The organism is Ornithinicoccus sp. (assembly GCF_057176825.1).
Window position 1 is genome coordinate 2271830 of record NZ_CM169976.1, and the last position, 18879, is coordinate 2290708.

The following is an 18879-nucleotide window of genomic DNA, read 5'->3' on the forward strand; positions in this document are numbered from 1 at the left end:
CTCGGTGGACCACGGCTGCTCCGGCCTCTCGTGCACCCAGGTGACGGGAGGCCTTTCTCGTCCCCGGGGTCCACACCGACGATGAAGGAGCAAGCACATCAGCGAACCTCGTATCAACGAGCGCATCCGGGTCCCCGAGGTGCGGTTGGTTGGCCCGAACGGCGAGCAGGTCGGCATCGTCCGCGTCGAGGACGCGCTGCGGCTGGCCGCGGAGGCGGACCTCGACCTGGTCGAGGTGGCGCCGATGGCCCGCCCGCCGGTCGCCAAGCTCATGGACTTCGGCAAGTACAAGTACGAAGCCGCCATGAAGGCCCGTGAGGCCCGGAAGAACCAGGTCAACACGGTCATCAAGGAGATCAAGCTCCGCCCGAAGATCGACGCGCACGACTACGGCACCAAGAAGGGCCACGTCGAGCGGTTCCTCAAGGCGGGGGACAAGGTCAAGGTCACCATCATGTTCCGGGGCCGCGAGCAGTCCCGGCCGGAGTTGGGATTCCGGCTGTTGCAGCGCCTCGCCGAGGACGTCGCCGAGCTGGGCTTCGTGGAGAGCGCGCCCAAGCAGGACGGCCGCAACATGGTGATGGTCCTGGGCCCGTCCAAGAAGAAGGCCGCGGTCCGCGACGAGAAGCGCCGCGACCAGCAGCGTTCCCGGGATGCGGCCCGCACCGCCGAGGAGGCGGACACCGGCGCGGAGACCACTCAGGCCCCCGCGAGCTGAACCACCGGGCCGGAGCGCGGCGAGCCACGCCGCGCCCGCTGGCCCGTGCCCGAAGTTTGACGCAAGGAGCACGCGCGACCGTCCGCGGTCGCCAGAGCAACAAGGAGATCGGCACATGCCGAAAATGAAGACGCACAGTGGTGCGAAGAAGCGGTTCCGGGTGACCGGCAGCGGCAAGGTCATGCACCAGCGCGCCCGCCACGTCCACAAGTTCCAGGAGCGCCGCGCGACCCAGGCCCGCCGCCTGGTGAACGACAAGGTCGTCTCCGGCGCCGACGAGAAGACCGCCAAGAAGCTGCTCGGCCGCTGAGCCCGAGCCACCACCACTGACTGACACACAAGGAGTACTCACGTGGCACGCGTGAAGCGGGCGGTCAACGCCCAGAAGAAGCGCCGGGTTACCCTCGAGCGCGCCAGCGGCTACCGGGGCCAGCGGTCCCGCCTGTACCGCAAGGCCAAGGAGCAGGTCACCCACTCGCTGGTCTACAGCTACCGTGACCGCCGGGCCCGCAAGGGTGACTTCCGTCGCCTCTGGATCCAGCGGATCAACGCCGGCGCCCGCGCCAACGGGATGACCTACAACCGGTTCATCCAGGGCCTGAAGGCCGCCGAGATCGAGGTGGACCGCCGCATGCTCGCCGAGCTGGCCGTGCACGACGAGGCCGCCTTCGCCAAGCTGGTGGAGATCGCCAAGGCCAACGTCCCGGCGCAGTCCGAGGGCACCTCCGGCGACACCTCCGCCGCCTGAGCGGGCACGACCCGACGACGGCCCAGGTGACCGCGACCCCCGACCTCCCGCTGCTGAGCAACACGCGCAGCGAGCGGGTCCGGGCGGTGCGGTCCCTGGGCCGTCGTGCTGTCCGCGAACGGCAGGGACGCTTCGTCGTGGAGGGCCCGCAGGCGGTCCGGGAACTGCTCCGGTATGCCGTGGGGTCGGCCCGGGAGGTCTACGTCACCGAGGCCGCCGGGGCCCGGTATGCCGAGCTGGTCGCCGTGGCCAGGGAGGCGGGCGTCGCGGTGCGGACCTGCACCGAGGACGTGCTCGTTGCGATGACCGACACCCCCCACCCGCAGGGCGTGCTGGCCGTCGCCTCTCCCGTGGACGTGCCGCTGGCGCAGGCGCTCGAGTCCGTCTCCGGCGGGGGCTTCGTGGTCGTGCTGACCAACGTGCGCGACCCCGGCAACGCCGGCACCGTGATCCGCGGCGCCGATGCCTTCGGGGCTGCTGCCGTGCTGGTCAGCGACGCCAGCGTCGACGTCTACAACCCCAAGGTGGTCCGGTCCACGGTGGGGTCGCTGTTCCACCTGCCGCTCGTCCGGGGAGTGCCTGTCGCGGACCTGTTGCGGGCCTGCCGCGACGCCGGCCTGCGGTTGCTCGCCGCCGACGGCGGTGGGGCGACGATGCTGCCCGACGCCGACCTCGCCTCCCCGCACGCCTGGGTGCTCGGCAACGAGGCGTGGGGCCTGCCCGACGAGATTGTGGACCAGTGCGACGACGTCGTCGCCGTCCCCATCGTTCGCGCCGAGAGCCTGAACCTGGCGATGGCGGCCACCGTCTGCCTGCACGCCTCCTCGACCGCCTGATCGCCCCACCCGCCCGATCGCGCGCCAGGATCCGGGGTGAAGCCGGCCCCTGGCGCCGGGGCCGCTGAGCACTCACGGGGGTCACTGGCGTGGCGCCAGAGCGGATGACGTGGCTGTGGCTAGCGTTGGCCGATGCACCGAGGGGCGGGGATGGGCCGGGACTTCAACCGGCTGTGGGCGGCCACGGTGTCCAGCCAGGTGGGCAGTGCTGTCGCGATGGGGGCCCTGCCCTTCATCGCCGTCGTGGTCCTGGACGCCTCCGACCTGCAGGTCTCGATGCTGGCAGCACTGGCGGGCGTCGTGAGTGTGCTCCTGGCTCTGCCCCTCGGCCCGTGGGTGGAGTATCGCCGCAAGCGCCCTGTGCTCATCGGCTCCGACCTCTTCCGGTGCCTGGCGTTGGCCAGCATCCCGGTGGCGCATTGGCTGGGGCTGCTCAGCTATCCCCACCTCGCACTCGTCGCGGTGGCCTCGTCCCTGGGGCTGGTGCTGTCCGTGTCGGCCAGCGGGATGCACCTGAAGGCGCTCGTCCCGGCGGACCGTCGCACGGTGGCGCTCAGCAGGATCGACACCACGCAGTGGCTGGCCGGCACGGCCGGACCCCCGCTGGGGGGCGCCCTGGTCGGGGTGCTGGGTCCGACCGTCACCGTCCTGGTCAACGCGGTGACCTTCCTGCTGTCGGCCCTCGGGCTGCGGCGCATCGGCACACCCGAGAAGCCGCCTCCGGTGCGGGCGGGCGGGCAGGGTTGGGCCAGCGAGGTCGGGGCCGGCTGGCGCTTCCTGTGGGGACACCCGACGCTGCGTGCGCTCTTCTGCAACGGGATGCTCTTCGGCGCCATGATCATGGCCGCCTCGCCGCTGATCGCGGTCCTGATGTTGCGCGACCTGGGGCTGGAGCCGTGGCAGTACGGGCTGGCCCTGGGCCTGCCGAGCCTCGGCGGCCTCCTCGGGGCGGCGCTCGCCCCGCACCTGGAGCGCCGGCACGGGACGACACGGGTGCTGCTGGTCGCCGGCGTCCTCCGCACCCTCTGGCTGGTTCCGATCGCCTTCGCCCCGGCGGGCACTCGTGGGCTGGTGACGATCGTCGTCGCGGACTTCCTGCTCCTGCTGTGTGCGGGGGTCTTCAACCCGGTGTGGGTGTCCTACCGCTTCGGTCAGGTCCCGGACGGGCTGATGTCGCGGACCTCGGCGGCCTGGTCGATCACCAACCGGATTGTGCAACCCGCGGCGATCGCCGCCTGGGGTGTGCTGGCCATGGTCACGAGCACGCGGACCGCCATCGCGGTCGCCGGGATCGGGCTGCTGCTGTCGGTGGTGCTGCTTCCCTGGCGGGCCATGGGACGGCGCGGCTCCCTGGCGGCTGGGTTGTCAGCTCCAGACGTCGCGGGGTCAGGGCTCGATGACGACCTTGCCCAGGGCGCGCCCGGTGCCCACGAGCGCGAGGGCGTTGGGCACCTCGTCGAGGCCGGCCGTGCGGTCGATCCGGATCTCCACCTCGCCGGCGGCGCACCGGTCAGCCAGGTCGGCGTAGTGGGCCGGGCCTGTCTTGACGAGGAGCACGCCGATCCGCCTGCGACTGGTGAGGCCGACCAGAGTCCCGGCAGTGACCGTCCGAAGTAGCGTGCGCGTCGGACCCCCGACCACCAGGTACCGTCCGCCGGGAGCGACGATCCGTCGGAAGGCGAAGACAGACCGGTGCGCCACGAGGTCGAGCACGACATCGCAGGGCGCGAGCCGGGTGAAGTCGGTGCGCTGGTAGTCGACGACGTCGTCGGCGCCTAGCGAGCGCATCGAATCCTGCTTGTGAATGTTGTCGACGCCGGTGACGTGGGCACCTGCGGCCTTGGCCAGCTGGATGGCGAACATGCCGGTCCCACCGCCCGCCCCATTGATCAGCACCCGAGAACCGGGCACGGCCTGAGCGACCCCCTGGGAGGCGATCGCCCCGGACTGCGGGAGCGTGCTGGCCTGGGCGAAGGTGAGCCCCGCGGGCTTGTGGGTGATCGCGCTCGCCTTCGCCACGGCATACTCGGCGAATCCGCCCATCGGGCACTCGCCATACACCTCGTCCCCGACCGCGAACCCCTCGACCTCGTGCCCGACGGCGGCGATCCGGCCGGCCACGTCCGAGCCGAGCACCCGGTTGCCCGGGCGGCGCAGGCCGGAGTAGCGGGAGTAGAACGGGCTGCCGGTCAGGCACTCCCAGTCGGCCAGGTTGACCGAGGTGGCGGCCACCTCGACGAGCACCTGGCCCGGCCCGGGCGAGGGGCGCGGAACATCGTCCAGGCGGAGCACCTCGGGCGGTCCGTACCGGTCGTAGACGACGGCCTTCACGATCTGACCGTAGCGCTGCACGGGACCGCCGTCACCCCCGAGCCGCGACGCCAGGTCGGCTTCACCCTGGAACCTGGCGCTATCGACCGGGAAGCTTCTCCTACGGGGCGCGGGATCATCGGGTGACCCGATAATCCGACCGGGGCGCCGCGCTGCCTAGACTGGCGCGCGTGTCCGGACCCAACACGAACTACGACCCCGTCGAGGTGAGCGCCCTCGACCCCGGGGCGATCGAGGTGAACGTCGCCGATGCCCTGGCCGCGATCAGCGGCGCCACCAGCCTGGAGCAACTCAAGGAGGTGCGGCTGGCGCACGCCGCGGAGCGCAGCCCACTGGCCCTGGCGAACCGGGAGATCGGGGCGCTGCCGCCGAGCGCCAAGGCCGAGGCCGGCAAGCGGGTCGGCCAGGCGCGGGGGCAGGTGAGCAAGGCGCTGGCCGAGCGCCAGGCCGAGCTGGAGGCCGAGCGCGACGAGCGGATCCTGGTCGAGGAGGCGCTGGACCTGACCGCGGCACCCGGGCGCCGGCCGATCGGCCGCCGCCACCCGTTGACGCTGACGGCCGAGCGGATGGCCGACGTCATGGTCGGCATGGGCTGGGAGATCGCCGAGGGGCCTGAGGTCGAGGCCGAGTGGTTCAACTTCGACGCGCTCAACTTCGACAAGGACCACCCGGCCCGCCAGATGCAGGACACCTTCTTCGTCGAGCCGGCCGACGCCGGCCTCGTCCTGCGCACGCACACCTCGCCGGTCCAGGCCAGGTCGCTGCTGGAGCGGGGCGCCCCGCTCTACGTCGCGGTGCCCGGCAAGACCTTCCGCACCGACGAACTGGACGCCACGCACACCCCGGTCTTCCACCAGCTGGAGGGCATCGCGATCGACGAGGGCCTGACCATGGCCCACCTGAAGGGGACGCTGGACCGGCTGGCCGGCGAGCTGTTCGGCGAGGGGCTGACCACCCGGCTGCGCCCGGCGTTCTTCCCGTTCACCGAGCCCAGCGCCGAGATGGATTTCGTCTGCTTCGTCTGTCGCGGCGAGGACCCGGTGTGCCGGACGTGTGGCGGCACCGGCTGGATCGAGTGGGGCGGCTGCGGCATGGTCAACCAGAACGTGCTCCGCGCCTGCGGCATCGACCCGGAGCGCTACCAGGGGTTCGCCTTCGGGATGGGCATCGAACGCTCCCTGATGTTCCGCAACACCATCGCGGACATGCGGGAGATCATCGAGGGCGACGTGCGGTTCAACACCCAGTTCGGGAGGGAGATCTGATGCGGGTACCCGTGGAGTGGCTGGCCGAGTACGTGGACCTGCCCGACGGTGCGACCGGCGAGCAGATCGCCGCCGACCTGGTGCGGGTCGGCCTGGAGGAGGAGGGCCTGCACGGCGGGGACGTGCAGGGCCCCCTCGTGGTCGGCCGGGTCCTGGAGGTGACCCCCGAGCCGCAGAAGAACGGCAAGACGATCAACTGGTGCCAGGTCGACGTGGCGGACGCCAACGGGACCGGCGAGCCCCAGGGCATCGTGTGCGGGGCGCACAACTTCGCCGCCGGCGACCTGGTCGCGGTGATCCTGCCCGGGGGCGTGCTGCCCGGCAACTTCGAGATCAGCGCCCGCAAGACCTACGGCCACGTCAGCGCCGGCATGATCTGCTCCTCCCTGGAGCTGGGCCTGGGGCAGGACCACGACGGCATCATCGTGCTGCCGGAGTTCCTCGGGCAGGAAGCCGTCGAGGGCCTGGTCCCCGGCCAGGACCTCATCCCCGTCCTCGGGCTCGACCACGAGGTCGTGGAGGTCAACGTCACGCCGGACCGCGGCTACTGCTTCTCGCTGCGCGGCATCGCCCGCGAGTACTCCCACAGCACCGGCTCGGCCTACCGCGACCCCGCGCTGGTGCGCACCCGCGGTGACGGGGGTCCGCTCACCGTGCCCTCCGCCACCGACACGGGGTATGCCGTGGAGCTGGCTGACCAGGCACCGCTCGGCGGGGTGCCGGGCTGCGACCGCTTCGTGGCCCGGATCGTGCGCGAGCTGGACCCCGCGGCACCAACACCGGCGTGGATGGCCACCCGGCTGACCGAGGCCGGGATGCGGCCCATCTCGCTGCCCGTCGACGTGTCCAACTACGTGATGCTCGCACTCGGCCAGCCCACGCACGCCTACGACCTGGCCACCCTCGGCGGGCCGGTCGTGGTCCGCCGTGCCCGGGCGGGGGAGACGCTGACCACGCTGGATGACGTGGAGCGCACCCTCGATCCCGAGGACCTGCTGATCACCGACGGCGGCGGCCGGGACCGACCGGAGCAGGTGCTCGGCATCGCCGGCGTGATGGGCGGGGCGACCAGTGAGGTGGGTCCGGGGACCACCGAGGTGCTCATCGAGGCGGCCCACTTCGACCCGCGGACCGTGGCCCGCAGTTCCCGGCGGCACCGGCTCTCCACGGAGGCGTCCAAGCGGTTCGAACGGGGCGTGGACCCCGAGCTCGCCGGGGCCGCTGCCCAGCTCATGGTGGACCTGATGGTCGAGTACGGCGGCGGCACCGCCGACGCCGAGGTCACCGACGCCGGCTCCGTGGCCGGGCGCGAGCCGATCGAGCTGGACGTCACCCTGCCGAGCCGCTACGTGGGCGTCGACTACCCCCCGGAGCGGGTGCGCGAGGTCCTTGAGCTCATCGGGTGCGAGGTCACCGACGCCGGCGAGGGACGCCTGAATCTGCTCCCGCCGAGCTGGCGCCCGGACCTGGCCGCGGCGCCGGACCTGGTGGAGGAGGTCGCCAGGATCGACGGCTACGACAAGATCCCGTCCGTGCTGCCCTCCGCCCCCGGCGGGCGCGGGCTGACCCACGCGCAACGAGTCCGGCGGCAGGTCGCCGACGCGCTGGCCGGTCAGGGCCTGCAGGAGGTGCTCACCTACCCGTTCGTGGGGGAGGCGCGGTTCGCCGAGCTCGGTCTCGGGGCCGGGGACGAACGGCGGTATGCCGTGCGCCTGGCGAACCCGTTGTCCGACGAGGCGCCGCTGATGCGGACCGAGCTGCTGCAGACGCTGCCCGAGGCGCTGCGGCGCAACGTCTCCCGGGGTGCCAAGGACGTCGCCCTGTTCGAGCTGGGCACCGTCACCCGGCCCACCCGTGGGGCCGCGGCGCCCGTCCCTGGCGTCGGTGCGAAGCCGGACGAGGACACCCTGCGGGCCATCCGCGACGCGGTCCCCGAGCAGCCCTGGCACGTCGCGCTGGTGGCGACCGGCGAGGTGGACCGGGCCGGCTGGTGGGGCGGGGGCCGTGCCGCCGACGTCACTGACGTGGTGGGCTGGGCGCACGCCGTGTGCGACCTCCTCGGGGTGGCCGTCGAGCGGCTGCAGACCGAACGGGCGCCGTTCCACCCGGGGCGGTGCGTGGAGCTGGCGCTGCCCGACGGCACGACCGTCGGGTGGGCCGGCGAGCTGCACCCGAAGGTCGTGCAGCGGCTCGGCGTGCCGGACCGGACGGCCGCGGCGGAGCTCGACCTGGACGTGCTGATCGCCGCCAGCGAGGCCCGCGAGGCGGGGCGGCCCCTGTCGACGCACCCGGTCGCGGGCTCGGACGTGGCGCTGGTCGTCGGCCGCTCGGTCCGCTACGGCGATGTCGAGGAGTCGCTGCGCGCCGGTGCGGGTGACCTGCTGGAGTCGATCCTGCTGTTCGACGTCTACCGCGGCGACCAGATCGCCGCCGACGAGCAGTCGCTCGCCTTCCACCTGACCTTCCGGGCACCGGACCGGACCCTGAAGACCGCGGAGGTCAATGCCGCCCGCGACGCGGCCGTGGCCCGCGCCGCCCAGGACCACGGGGCGGTGCAGCGATGAGCCGGGTCGCGCTCGTCACCGGTGCCTCCCGCGGGATCGGTGCCCACCTGGTCCGGGCCCTCATGGGTGCCGGGTGGACGGTCGTGGGTCTCTCCCGCAGCGGCGGCAGCGGGCCCGACGGCGTGCCGCTGCTCGCGTGCGACGTTACGGACGCCGAGGCGGTGCACACCACCGTGGAGCGGGTCGTGGCCGAGCACGGGCGGATCGACCTGTTGGTCAACAACGCCGGCCTGATCGAGCCGGAGGTCCCGCTCTGGGAGGCCGACCCCGACACCTGGTGGCAGACCATGGTCACCAACGTCTTGGGTCCCTTCCTGACCAGCCGCTCCGTCGTCCCGGTGATGATCGCCCAGGGCGGGGGCCGGGTGATCAACCTGAACAGCGGCGCCGGCACCCGCGAACGGGCCGACCTCACGGCATACTGCGCCTCCAAGTCCGCCCTCGCCCGGATCACCGGCGGGGTCGCGCTGGCCGGGGCGGAGCACCAGGTCTTCGCCCTCGACCTCGCCCCCGGGGTGGTCGAGACCGACATGACCCACTCGATGCAGATGCACGTGGGCCGCACCGACTGGACTGACCCCGATGACGTGACCGCGATCGCGCTGGCGTTCGCAGACGGTGAGCTCGACGGCTTCTCCGGGCGGATGGTCCGTGCCGGTGCCGACTCCCTCGAGCAGCTCCGCGCGATGTCGGCCCAGGGACTGGACGAGGACGCCCGCGCCCTGCGGCTGCGGCCCTGGGGAGCGGACGACCCCCTGGCCTGAGGTCCGTCGCGCCGTCACTCGCTGCATGAGTATGCAGTCGAAGGTATACTTGTGCGGGTGAGTACCAGTAGCGACCTGGCAGCCGGCGCCATCCCTGCCACCCGCGCGGCCCGCCACCAACGCATCGTGGACCTCCTTGAGCGGCACGCCGTCGCGTCCCAGGGGCAACTGCTGGAGCTACTCGCCGAGGACGGCATCAGCGTCACGCAGGCCACCCTGTCGCGTGACCTGCTCGAGCTGGGTGCCGTGAAGGTGCGGGCGGGGGAGGAGCGCAGCCTGCTCTATGCCGTGCCGGGCCAGGGCGGTGACGCGACGCCCCGCCCGGCGCAGGACGTCGGCGAGGCCCCCAGCCGCCTGGCGCGGCTGTGCGAGGAGCTCCTGGTGTCGGCGCGCTCCGTCGGCAACCAGGTCGTGCTGCGCACCCCGCCGGGAGCCGCGCAGTACCTCGCGTCCGCCATCGATCGCAGCGGCAGCCCCGACATCCTCGGCACCATCGCCGGGGACGACACCATCTTGGTGATCACCCTCGCCCCCGACGGCGGAGCCGACATCGCCGGCCGGCTGCTCGCGCTGGCGGGTGCCGAGTCCGGCGGGTCCCGCCGCTGAACCGCCGCCGAACTCCCGCAGCCGAACTCCCGCCGCCAGCCCCCCGTCGTGGCGGCCGGGCCGTCGACCAGTGAGAATGGACCCATGAGCCTGAGCCTGTGGGGCGGCCGCTTTGCCGGCGGCCCAGCCGACGCCCTGAGCGAGCTGTCCCGGTCGACCCACTTCGACTGGAGGCTGGCGCCCTATGACATCGCCGGCTCCCGCGCGCACGCCCGGGTGCTGCACAAGGCCGGCCTGTTGGACGCCGCCGACCTGGAGCGGATGCTGGAGGGGCTGGAGGGCCTGCTGGAGGAGGTCCGCACGGGCAACTTCCTGCCTCGGCCGGAGGACGAGGATGTGCACACCGCCCTCGAACGCGGCCTGATGGACCGGACCGGGCCGGAGGTCGGGGGGCGGCTGCGGGCCGGGCGCTCGCGCAACGACCAGGTGGCCACCCAGTTCCGGATGTACCTGCGGGACCAGGCCCGGCTGCTGGCCGGACGGGTGCTGGCCGTGGTCGAGGCGCTCGTGGAGCAGGCCGCCCGGCACCCCGAGGTCGCCATGCCCGGGCGCACCCACCTGCAGCACGCGCAGCCGGTGCTGCTGGCCCACCACCTCCAGGCGCACGCCTGGGCACTGCTGCGGGACGTCTCCCGGTTGCAGGACTGGGACGTGCGCGCGGCCGTCTCGCCCTACGGGTCGGGTGCCCTGGCGGGGTCCTCGCTCGGCCTGGACCCCCAGGCGATCGCCGCCGACCTGGGCATGCGGGCCGCCTCGGAGAACTCCATCGACGGCACGGCCAGTCGCGACTTCGCCGCGGAGTTCGCATTCGTGGCGGCGATGGTGAGCGTCGACATCTCCCGGATCTCCGAGGAGGTCATCCTGTGGGCGACCGCGGAGTTCGGCTTCGTGTCCCTGGACGACGCCTACTCCACCGGGTCCAGCATCATGCCGCAGAAGAAGAACCCCGACGTCGCCGAGCTGGCGCGCGGCAAGGCCGGCCGGTTGATCGGTGACCTGGCCGGATTGCTGGCCACCCTCAAGGGGCTGCCGCTGGCCTACAACCGGGACCTGCAGGAGGACAAGGAGCCGGTCTTCGACGCGATCGACACCCTCGAGGTGCTGCTGCCCGCGGTCAGCGGCATGGTCCAGACGCTCACCTTCCATCCGGAGCGCCTGGAGGAGCTGGCACCCCAGGGCTTCTCGCTCGCCACCGACGTGGCCGAGTGGCTGGTCCGCGAGGGTGTGCCCTTCCGCGTCGCGCACGAGGTGGCCGGCGCCTGCGTGCAGGTCTGTGAGCAGCGGGGCATCGGCCTGGAGGACCTGAGCGACGAGGACCTCGCGGCGATCAGTCCCCACCTGAACCCCGGCGTCCGCCGCGTGCTGACCGTGCCGGGCTCGCTGGCCTCCCGCGACGCCTACGGGGGCACCGCGCCGGCGCGGGTCTCTGAGCAACGGGCCCACCTGCTCAAGGAACTCGCCCGAGCCCGCCACTGGGTGGAGGACATGCCGCACATCCGGGACTGACGGCATACGTGTCCCGCTCCCCCCGTCCGGCCCGGCCCAGGGTGGAGCGTGCCCTGCTGACCCGGCCCGCCCTGGAGGTGGCGCCCGATCTGCTCGGGTGCACCGTGTGGCATGAGGGGGTCGGCATCCGGTTGACCGAGGTGGAGGCGTATGCCGGGGAGCAGGACCCCGGGTCGCACGCGTTCCGGGGGCGGACCCCGCGCAATGCCGTGATGTTCGGTCCCGCAGGGTTCCTCTACTGCTATTTCACTTACGGGATGCATCACTGCATCAACGTCGTCTGCGGGGTGGAGGGGACCGCCCAGGCGGTGCTGCTCCGGGCCGGGGAGGTCGTGGCCGGGGAGGACCTGGCCAGGGAGCGGAGGCAGGGCCGGCAGCGCCCGCCGGCGTTCCGCGACCTCGCGCGCGGGCCGGCCCGGCTGACCCGGGCGCTGGGCCTGGACCTGTCGGTCAACGGGACCGACCTGTATGCGGAGGACACCGCGATCTGGCTGGAGCCGGGGGAGCCGGCGGGACGGATCGGCACGGGCCCCCGGGTCGGCGTGCGGGGACGGGGAGGCGACGGCACTGCATACCCCTGGCGGTTCTGGCTTGAGGACGACCCCACCGTCTCGGCCTACCGCCCGGCGGCCCCGCGACGGGTCGGATCACGGGGTCGCGGGAGAGCCGGATAGGTCTGCCTCCGCCGACAGGGCAGGATAGGTCCGGCTACCCGGACCCGGGCAGCCGATCCACGAGGGACGAAGGGAAGCACAACCGTGAGCAACATCTTCGACGAGTTGCAGTGGCGCGGCCTGGTGGCGCAGACCACCGACGAGGACGCCCTGCGGGATTCGCTCGCCGAGGGACCCGTCACGGTGTATTGCGGCTTCGACCCCACGGCGCCGTCGCTGCACTTCGGCAACCTGGTCCAGCTGGTGGTGCTCCGGCACCTGCAGCGGGCGGGGCATCGCGTGCTCTGCCTCGTCGGAGGCTCCACCGGACAGATCGGCGATCCCAAGCCGACCTCGGAACGGGTGCTGAAGACCAAGGAGCAGACGGCGCAGAACGTGGCGCGGATCAAGGCGCTGGTGCGGCCGTTCCTGGACTTCGAGGGCGACAACGCCGCGATCCTGGTGGACAACCTGGACTGGACGGCCCCGATGTCGGCGCTGGACTTCCTGCGTGACGTCGGCAAGCACTTCCGGGTGAACCAGATGATCCGCAAGGAGGCGATCGCGGCGCGCCTGGAGAGCCAGGAGGGTATCTCCTACACCGAGTTCAGCTACCAGTTGCTGCAGGCCCTGGACTTCCTGCACCTGTTCCGGGAGTACGGCTGCACCATGCAGACCGGTGGTAGCGACCAGTGGGGCAACCTCACCGCCGGGGTGGATCTCATCCACCGGGCCGAGGGCAAGGTGGCGCACGCGCTCACCACCCCGCTGCTGACCGACGCGTCCGGGCAGAAGCTGGGCAAGTCCGAGGGCAACGCGGTGTGGCTCTCACCCGATATGACCAGCCCGTACGCGTTCTACCAGTACTTCATCAACGTGGAGGACGCCACGGTGGTGCAGTTGCTCAAGGTGTTCACGGACCGGACCCCCGAGGAGATTGCCGCGCTCGAGGAGTCACTCGCGGAGCGGCCGCACCTGCGGGAGGCCCACCGGGCACTGGCCGGCGACGTGACCACCCTGGTGCACGGGGAGGCGCATACCGCCCAGGTGCAGCAGGCCAGCCAGGTGCTCTTCGGCAAGGGTGACCCGACAGGGCTGGACGAGCAGACCCTGCTCGATGCCACGGCCGAGCTCCCCGGTGGCACCGTCGCCCCCGGCGACACCATCGTGGACGCCCTGGTGGCCACCGGCCTGGCCGACAGCCGAGGAGCTGCACGTCGCACCGTCGCCGAGGGCGGGGCGAGTGTGAACAACACCAAGGTCACCGACGCCGACCACGCGCTGGGGGAGTCCGACTTCCTCCACGGGCGGGTCGCCCTGGTGCGCCGCGGGCGCAAGAACCTCGCGGCCGCCCGGCGGGACTGAACCGTGTGTCCGGTGGTGTGTCGCTCCGTAGGGGGCCGCGCCACCGGGCGCACGCCTCTGACCAGCCGATTTGTACTCGGCCGGAAGTTCGCCTACTGTTTTACCTCGTCAGCCCGAGAGGGAGGCACGGACACCGAGGATTCCTCCGGTGGCCGGTCCCGCAGGTTGACCACCACACTCTGAGCGTCGTTCGGCATCGCCGGATGACCCACGGCCCGCGGTCACGCGGAAGAGTCCCAGGGTGTTACGATAGTCAGGTTGCCCCGATTGCTTCGGCCCGGTTGGGTTGTGGTGGTTGGTGTGTGTCCGATTCTTGAGAACTCAACAGCGTGCCAAAAATCAATGCCAATAACCTCGTCGTGGGGTGGGTGGTGGCTGACCGTTGTGGTTGGTTGTTGCTTGTCCTGCTTCGAATATCCTTTGGTTGATGAAGATCGAGTCAGTTGACTCGTTCTGCTCAGCTAGTTTCAGCCCTTTGTTGGGTTATGGTTTCAGGCTCCTTTGGGGTCTGTACTGTGCTTTAACGGAGAGTTTGATCCTGGCTCAGGACGAACGCTGGCGGCGTGCTTAACACATGCAAGTCGAACGGTGACCTCGGAGCTTGCTCCGGGTGATCAGTGGCGAACGGGTGAGTAACACGTGAGTAACCTGCCCCTTTCTCTGGGATAACTCCGGGAAACCGGTGCTAATACTGGATACGACCCGAGCGGGCATCCGCATCGGGTGGAAAGTTTTTCGGTAAGGGATGGACTCGCGGCCTATCAGCTTGTTGGTGAGGTAGTGGCTCACCAAGGCGACGACGGGTAGCCGGCCTGAGAGGGCGACCGGCCACACTGGGACTGAGACACGGCCCAGACTCCTACGGGAGGCAGCAGTGGGGAATATTGCACAATGGGCGAAAGCCTGATGCAGCGACGCCGCGTGAGGGATGACGGCCTTCGGGTTGTAAACCTCTTTCAGCAGGGAAGAAGCTTTTGTGACGGTACCTGCAGAAGAAGCACCGGCTAACTACGTGCCAGCAGCCGCGGTAATACGTAGGGTGCGAGCGTTGTCCGGAATTATTGGGCGTAAAGAGCTTGTAGGCGGTTTGTCGCGTCTGCTGTGAAAACTCGGGGCTTAACCCCGAGCCTGCAGTGGGTACGGGCAGACTAGAGTATGGTAGGGGAGACTGGAATTCCTGGTGTAGCGGTGGAATGCGCAGATATCAGGAGGAACACCGATGGCGAAGGCAGGTCTCTGGGCCATAACTGACGCTGAGAAGCGAAAGCATGGGTAGCGAACAGGATTAGATACCCTGGTAGTCCATGCCGTAAACGTTGGGCGCTAGGTGTGGGACTCATTCCACGAGTTCCGTGCCGCAGCTAACGCATTAAGCGCCCCGCCTGGGGAGTACGGCCGCAAGGCTAAAACTCAAAGGAATTGACGGGGGCCCGCACAAGCGGCGGAGCATGCGGATTAATTCGATGCAACGCGAAGAACCTTACCAAGGCTTGACATATACCGGAAACACCCAGAGATGGGTGCCCCGCAAGGTCGGTATACAGGTGGTGCATGGTTGTCGTCAGCTCGTGTCGTGAGATGTTGGGTTAAGTCCCGCAACGAGCGCAACCCTCGTTCTATGTTGCCAGCGCGTTATGGCGGGGACTCATAGGAGACTGCCGGGGTCAACTCGGAGGAAGGTGGGGATGACGTCAAATCATCATGCCCCTTACGTCTTGGGCTTCACGCATGCTACAATGGCCAGTACAAAGGGCTGCGATACCGCGAGGTGGAGCGAATCCCAAAAAACTGGTCTCAGTTCGGATTGGGGTCTGCAACTCGACCCCATGAAGTCGGAGTCGCTAGTAATCGCAGATCAGCAACGCTGCGGTGAATACGTTCCCGGGCCTTGTACACACCGCCCGTCAAGTCACGAAAGTCGGTAACACCCGAAGCCGGTGGCCCAACCCTTGTGGAGGGAGCCGTCGAAGGTGGGACTGGTGATTGGGACTAAGTCGTAACAAGGTAGCCGTACCGGAAGGTGCGGCTGGATCACCTCCTTTCTAAGGAGCATCTGGCCACGTGAGTGGTCCAGGAGGCCTGCCTCGGACGAGTGTTCCGGGGAGGTTGCTCAGGGTGGAACATTGATTAGTTGGCCTGCGCGGTGCGCGGGCTGTGAGTACGACCGGGGTTTCCCGGTGTGGAAAGCAGTTCGGGCCTCGGGTGGGCTTGGCACGTTGTTGGGTCCTGAGGACTCGGGCGCTTGCGCTTGACCTCATGGCCGGCCCCGGTAAGGGGGCGGTCGGGCCCTGGTTGTGGTTGAACCGCTGTCCTGCGTTCGCGTGGGAGGGTAGGCGACCGGTTGACCGGGGCGCCGCCCGTATGTTGAGAACTGCACAGTGGACGCGAGCATCTTTGTGGCTTTAAGTTTTTAAGGGCACACGGTGGATGCCTTGGCACCAGGAACCGATGAAGGACGTAGGAATCTGCGATAAGCCTCGGGGAGTCGATAACCAGATCATTGATCCGAGGATTTCCGAATGGGGAAACCCGGCTGGATTCATCTCCAGTCACCCTCGCCTGAACACATAGGGCGAGCGGAGGGAACGTGGGGAAGTGAAACATCTCAGTACCCACAGGAAGAGAAAGCAACCGCGATTCCGTGAGTAGTGGCGAGCGAAAGCGGAAGAGGCCAAACCGATCATGTGTGATAGCTGGTAGGCGTTGCATGGTCGGGGTTGTGGGACCTTCTTACTGTCTCTACCAGGACAGTGCGGAGTAAGAAATTCGTGTCATAGACGAAGGGCTTGGAAGGGCCCGGCACAGAGGGTGAGACCCCCGTAGTCGAAATGTCATGAACTCCGTGGAAGTGCTCCCAAGTAGTACGGGGCCCGAGAAATCCCGTACGAATCTGGCAGGACCACCTGCTAAGCCTAAATATTCCCTGGTGACCGATAGCGGACAAGTACCGTGAGGGAAAGGTGAAAAGTACCCCGGGAGGGGAGTGAAATAGATCCTGAAACCGTGTGCCTACAATCCGTCGGAGCCTCCTTGTGGGGTGACGGCGTGCCTTTTGAAGAATGAGCCTGCGAGTTAGTGCTCAGTGGCGAGGTTAACCCGTGTGGGGAAGCCGTAGCGAAAGCGAGTCCGAATAGGGCGATTGAGTCGCTGGGTCTAGACCCGAAGCGGAGTGATCTACCCATGGCCAGGTTGAAGCGCGGGTAAGACCGCGTGGAGGACCGAACCCACTTAGGTTGAAAACTGAGGGGATGAGCTGTGGGTAGGGGTGAAAGGCCAATCAAACTCCGTGATAGCTGGTTCTCCCCGAAATGCATTTAGGTGCAGCGTCATGTGTTTCTTACCGGAGGTAGAGCTACTGGATGGCTAATGGGCCTCACCAGGTTACTGACGTCAGCCAAACTCCGAATGCCGGTAAGTGAGAGCATGGCAGTGAGACTGCGGGCGATAAGGTTCGTAGTCGAGAGGGAAACAGCCCAGATCACCAGCTAAGGTCCCTAAGCGTGTGCTAAGTGGGAAAGGATGTGGAGTTGCTGTGACAACCAGGAGGTTGGCTTAGAAGCAGCCACCCTTTAAAGAGTGCGTAATAGCTCACTGGTCAAGTGATTCCGCGCCGACAATGTAGCGGGGCTCAAGCACACCACCGAAGCTGTGGCATTGACACATTTGCCCGGCCAGACCTTCGGGTCTGGTCCAAGCGTGTCGATGGGTAGGGGAGCGTCGTGTGGCGAGTGAAGCGGCGGAGTGATCCAGCCGTGGATGCCACACGAGTGAGAATGCAGGCATGAGTAGCGAATGACGGGTGAGAAACCCGTCCGCCGAATAACCAAGGGTTCCAGGGTCAAGTTAATCTGCCCTGGGTTAGTCGGGACCTAAGGCGAGGCCGACAGGCGTAGTCGATGGACAACCGGTTGATATTCCGGTGACCGGCGAAAGACCGACCAATACCGAATCATCTGATGCTAAGCGCCTGAAGCGTGTTGATCTCTTCGGAGTGATACTCGTGGAACGCGCGACCCGACGTTGTAGTAGGTAAGCGATGGAAGGACGCAGGAAGGTAGCCTCCGCGTGGGAATGGTAGTCCACGTCTAAGAGTGTAAGGCGGGGTGTAGGCAAATCCGCACCCCATGTGCCCCAGGCTTGATAGTGACCGCGTATGCGGGAAGAGGGTGATCCTATGCTGCCTAGAAAAGTTCCTAGCGAGGTCATAGCCGCCCGTACCCTAAACCGACTCAGGTGGTTAGGTAGAGAATACCAAGGCGATCGAGTGAATCGTGGTTAAGGAATTCGGCAAAATACCCCCGTAACTTCGGGAGAAGGGGGGCCCAGAGGGTGACGGCACTTGCTGCCCGAGCCTGAACGGCCGCAGAGACCAGGGAGAAGCGACTGTTTACTAAAAACACAGGTCCGTGCGAAGTTGCAAAACGATGTATACGGACTGACGCCTGCCCGGTGCTGGAACGTTAAGGGGACGGGTTAGCCTCACGGCGAAGCTCTGAACTTAAGCGCCAGTAAACGGCGGTGGTAACTATAACCATCCTAAGGTAGCGAAATTCCTTGTCGGGTAAGTTCCGACCTGCACGAATGGCGTAACGACTTCTCCACTGTCTCAACCACGAACTCGGCGAAATTGCACTACGAGTAAAGATGCTCGTTACGCGCAGCAGGACGGAAAGACCCCGGGACCTTTACTATAGCTTGGTATTGGTGTTCGGTACGGCTTGTGTAGGATAGGTGGGAGACTATGAAGCCGGCACGCCAGTGTCGGTGGAGTCAACGTTGAAATACCACTCTGGTCGTTCTGGATATCTAACCTCGGTCCGTGATCCGGATCAGGGACAGTGCCTGGTGGGTAGTTTAACTGGGGCGGTTGCCTCCCAAAGAGTAACGGAGGCGCCCAAAGGTTCCCTCAGCCTGGTTGGCAATCAGGTTTCGAGTGTAAGTGCACAAGGGAGCTTGACTGCGAGACAGACATGTCGAGCAGAGACGAAAGTCGGGACTAGTGACCCGACGGTGGCTTGTGGAAGCGCCGTCGCTCAACGGATAAAAGGTACCCCGGGGATAACAGGCTGATCCTGCCCAAGAGCTCATATCGACGGCATGGTTTGGCACCTCGATGTCGGCTCGTCGCATCCTGGGGCTGGAGTCGGTCCCAAGGGTTGGGCTGTTCGCCCATTAAAGCGGTACGCGAGCTGGGTTTAGAACGTCGTGAGACAGTTCGGTCCCTATCCGCTGCGCGCGTAGGAAACTTGAGAAGAGCTGACCCTAGTACGAGAGGACCGGGTTGGACGAACCACTGGTGTGTCAGTTGTCCTGCCAAGGGCACCGCTGATTAGCTACGTTCGGACGTGATAACCGCTGAAAGCATCTAAGCGGGAAGCACACTTCAAGATGAGGTTTCCATGGGGTTTACCCCGAGAGGCTCCCAGCTAGAACACTGGGTTGATAGGCCGGATGTGGAAGTGCAGTAATGCATGGAGCTGACCGGTACTAATAAGCCGATAACTTAAACAACAAAAATGCTAC

Annotated in this window: 12 protein-coding genes, 2 rRNA genes and 1 pseudogene; 14 read left to right on the forward strand and 1 reads right to left on the reverse strand. The window is 67.8% G+C overall.

The window, feature by feature from the left end:
• The first annotated feature begins 139 nt into the window (after window positions 1-139).
• The 5 genes and pseudogenes from infC to AC1QRC_RS11420 all read left to right on the forward strand — a co-directional run.
• Window positions 140-718 carry a translation initiation factor IF-3 gene (infC, locus tag AC1QRC_RS11400; RefSeq protein ID WP_484203429.1) on the forward strand — a complete coding sequence of 193 codons (579 nt, stop codon included), beginning with the start codon at window positions 140-142 and terminating at the stop codon, window positions 716-718.
• A gap of 115 nt (window positions 719-833) precedes the next feature.
• Window positions 834-1028 carry a 50S ribosomal protein L35 gene (gene rpmI / locus AC1QRC_RS11405; RefSeq protein ID WP_484203430.1) on the forward strand — a complete coding sequence of 65 codons (195 nt, stop codon included), beginning with the start codon at window positions 834-836 and terminating at the stop codon, window positions 1026-1028.
• A gap of 42 nt (window positions 1029-1070) precedes the next feature.
• Complete coding sequence (rplT, locus tag AC1QRC_RS11410) at window positions 1071-1466, forward strand: 50S ribosomal protein L20 (protein WP_484203431.1); 396 nt, start codon at window positions 1071-1073, stop codon at window positions 1464-1466.
• A gap of 26 nt (window positions 1467-1492) precedes the next feature.
• A complete protein-coding gene (locus AC1QRC_RS11415) occupies window positions 1493-2302 on the forward strand; it encodes a TrmH family RNA methyltransferase (protein WP_484203432.1) in 810 nt (269 codons plus the stop codon).
• A gap of 150 nt (window positions 2303-2452) precedes the next feature.
• Window positions 2453-3610: pseudogene (locus AC1QRC_RS11420) on the forward strand (MFS transporter); the annotation flags it as partial.
• Window positions 3611-3688: 78 nt separating this feature from the next.
• Here AC1QRC_RS11420 and AC1QRC_RS11425 read toward each other — a convergent pair.
• Complete coding sequence (locus AC1QRC_RS11425) at window positions 3689-4633, reverse strand: NAD(P)-dependent alcohol dehydrogenase (protein ID WP_484203433.1); 945 nt, start codon at window positions 4631-4633, stop codon at window positions 3689-3691.
• A gap of 170 nt (window positions 4634-4803) precedes the next feature.
• Here AC1QRC_RS11425 and pheS point away from each other — a divergent pair, with 170 nt between their 5' ends.
• The 9 genes from pheS (at window position 4804) to AC1QRC_RS11470 (ending at window position 18867) form a co-directional block, all read left to right on the forward strand.
• Complete coding sequence (pheS, locus tag AC1QRC_RS11430; RefSeq protein WP_484203434.1) at window positions 4804-5898, forward strand: phenylalanine--tRNA ligase subunit alpha; 1095 nt, start codon at window positions 4804-4806, stop codon at window positions 5896-5898.
• Window positions 5898-8462, forward strand: coding sequence for a phenylalanine--tRNA ligase subunit beta (pheT, locus tag AC1QRC_RS11435; protein ID WP_484203435.1), 2565 nt, complete (start codon window positions 5898-5900; stop codon window positions 8460-8462). The genes pheS and pheT overlap by 1 nt, the downstream gene beginning before the upstream one ends.
• Window positions 8459-9226, forward strand: a complete 768-nt coding sequence (locus AC1QRC_RS11440) for an SDR family oxidoreductase (RefSeq protein WP_484203436.1) — start codon at window positions 8459-8461, stop codon at window positions 9224-9226. Before pheT ends, AC1QRC_RS11440 begins: the two co-directional genes overlap by 4 nt.
• 57 nt (window positions 9227-9283) lie before the next feature.
• Entirely contained in the window at window positions 9284-9832 is a 549-nt protein-coding gene (locus tag AC1QRC_RS11445; protein ID WP_484203437.1) for an arginine repressor, read from the forward strand.
• Between the two features lie 84 nt (window positions 9833-9916).
• Entirely contained in the window at window positions 9917-11338 is a 1422-nt protein-coding gene (gene argH, locus AC1QRC_RS11450) for an argininosuccinate lyase (RefSeq protein ID WP_484203438.1), read from the forward strand.
• Between the two features lie 8 nt (window positions 11339-11346).
• Window positions 11347-12012 (forward strand): DNA-3-methyladenine glycosylase, encoded by a 666-nt coding sequence (locus tag AC1QRC_RS11455; protein ID WP_484203439.1) that lies wholly within the window; start codon window positions 11347-11349, stop codon window positions 12010-12012.
• Window positions 12013-12096: 84 nt separating this feature from the next.
• Entirely contained in the window at window positions 12097-13356 is a 1260-nt protein-coding gene (gene tyrS, locus AC1QRC_RS11460) for a tyrosine--tRNA ligase (protein WP_484203440.1), read from the forward strand.
• A 520-nt stretch (window positions 13357-13876) separates the two neighbouring features.
• Window positions 13877-15398 (forward strand): 16S ribosomal RNA (locus tag AC1QRC_RS11465).
• Between the two features lie 358 nt (window positions 15399-15756).
• Window positions 15757-18867: ribosomal RNA gene (locus AC1QRC_RS11470) — 23S ribosomal RNA — on the forward strand.
• Together the 16S and 23S rRNA genes form the textbook arrangement of a ribosomal RNA operon.
• Window positions 18868-18879 lie beyond the last annotated feature (12 nt).

Excerpts from the sequence above, each read along its gene's own strand:
- rpmI (WP_484203430.1), top strand. The coding sequence starts at position 834 with ATGCCGAAAATGAAGACGCACAGTGGTGCGAAGAAGCGGTTCCGGGTG.
- pheT (WP_484203435.1), top strand. The coding sequence starts at position 5,898 with ATGCGGGTACCCGTGGAGTGGCTGGCCGAGTACGTGGACCTGCCCGAC.
- AC1QRC_RS11440 (WP_484203436.1), top strand. The coding sequence starts at position 8,459 with ATGAGCCGGGTCGCGCTCGTCACCGGTGCCTCCCGCGGGATCGGTGCC.
- argH (WP_484203438.1), top strand. The coding sequence starts at position 9,917 with ATGAGCCTGAGCCTGTGGGGCGGCCGCTTTGCCGGCGGCCCAGCCGAC.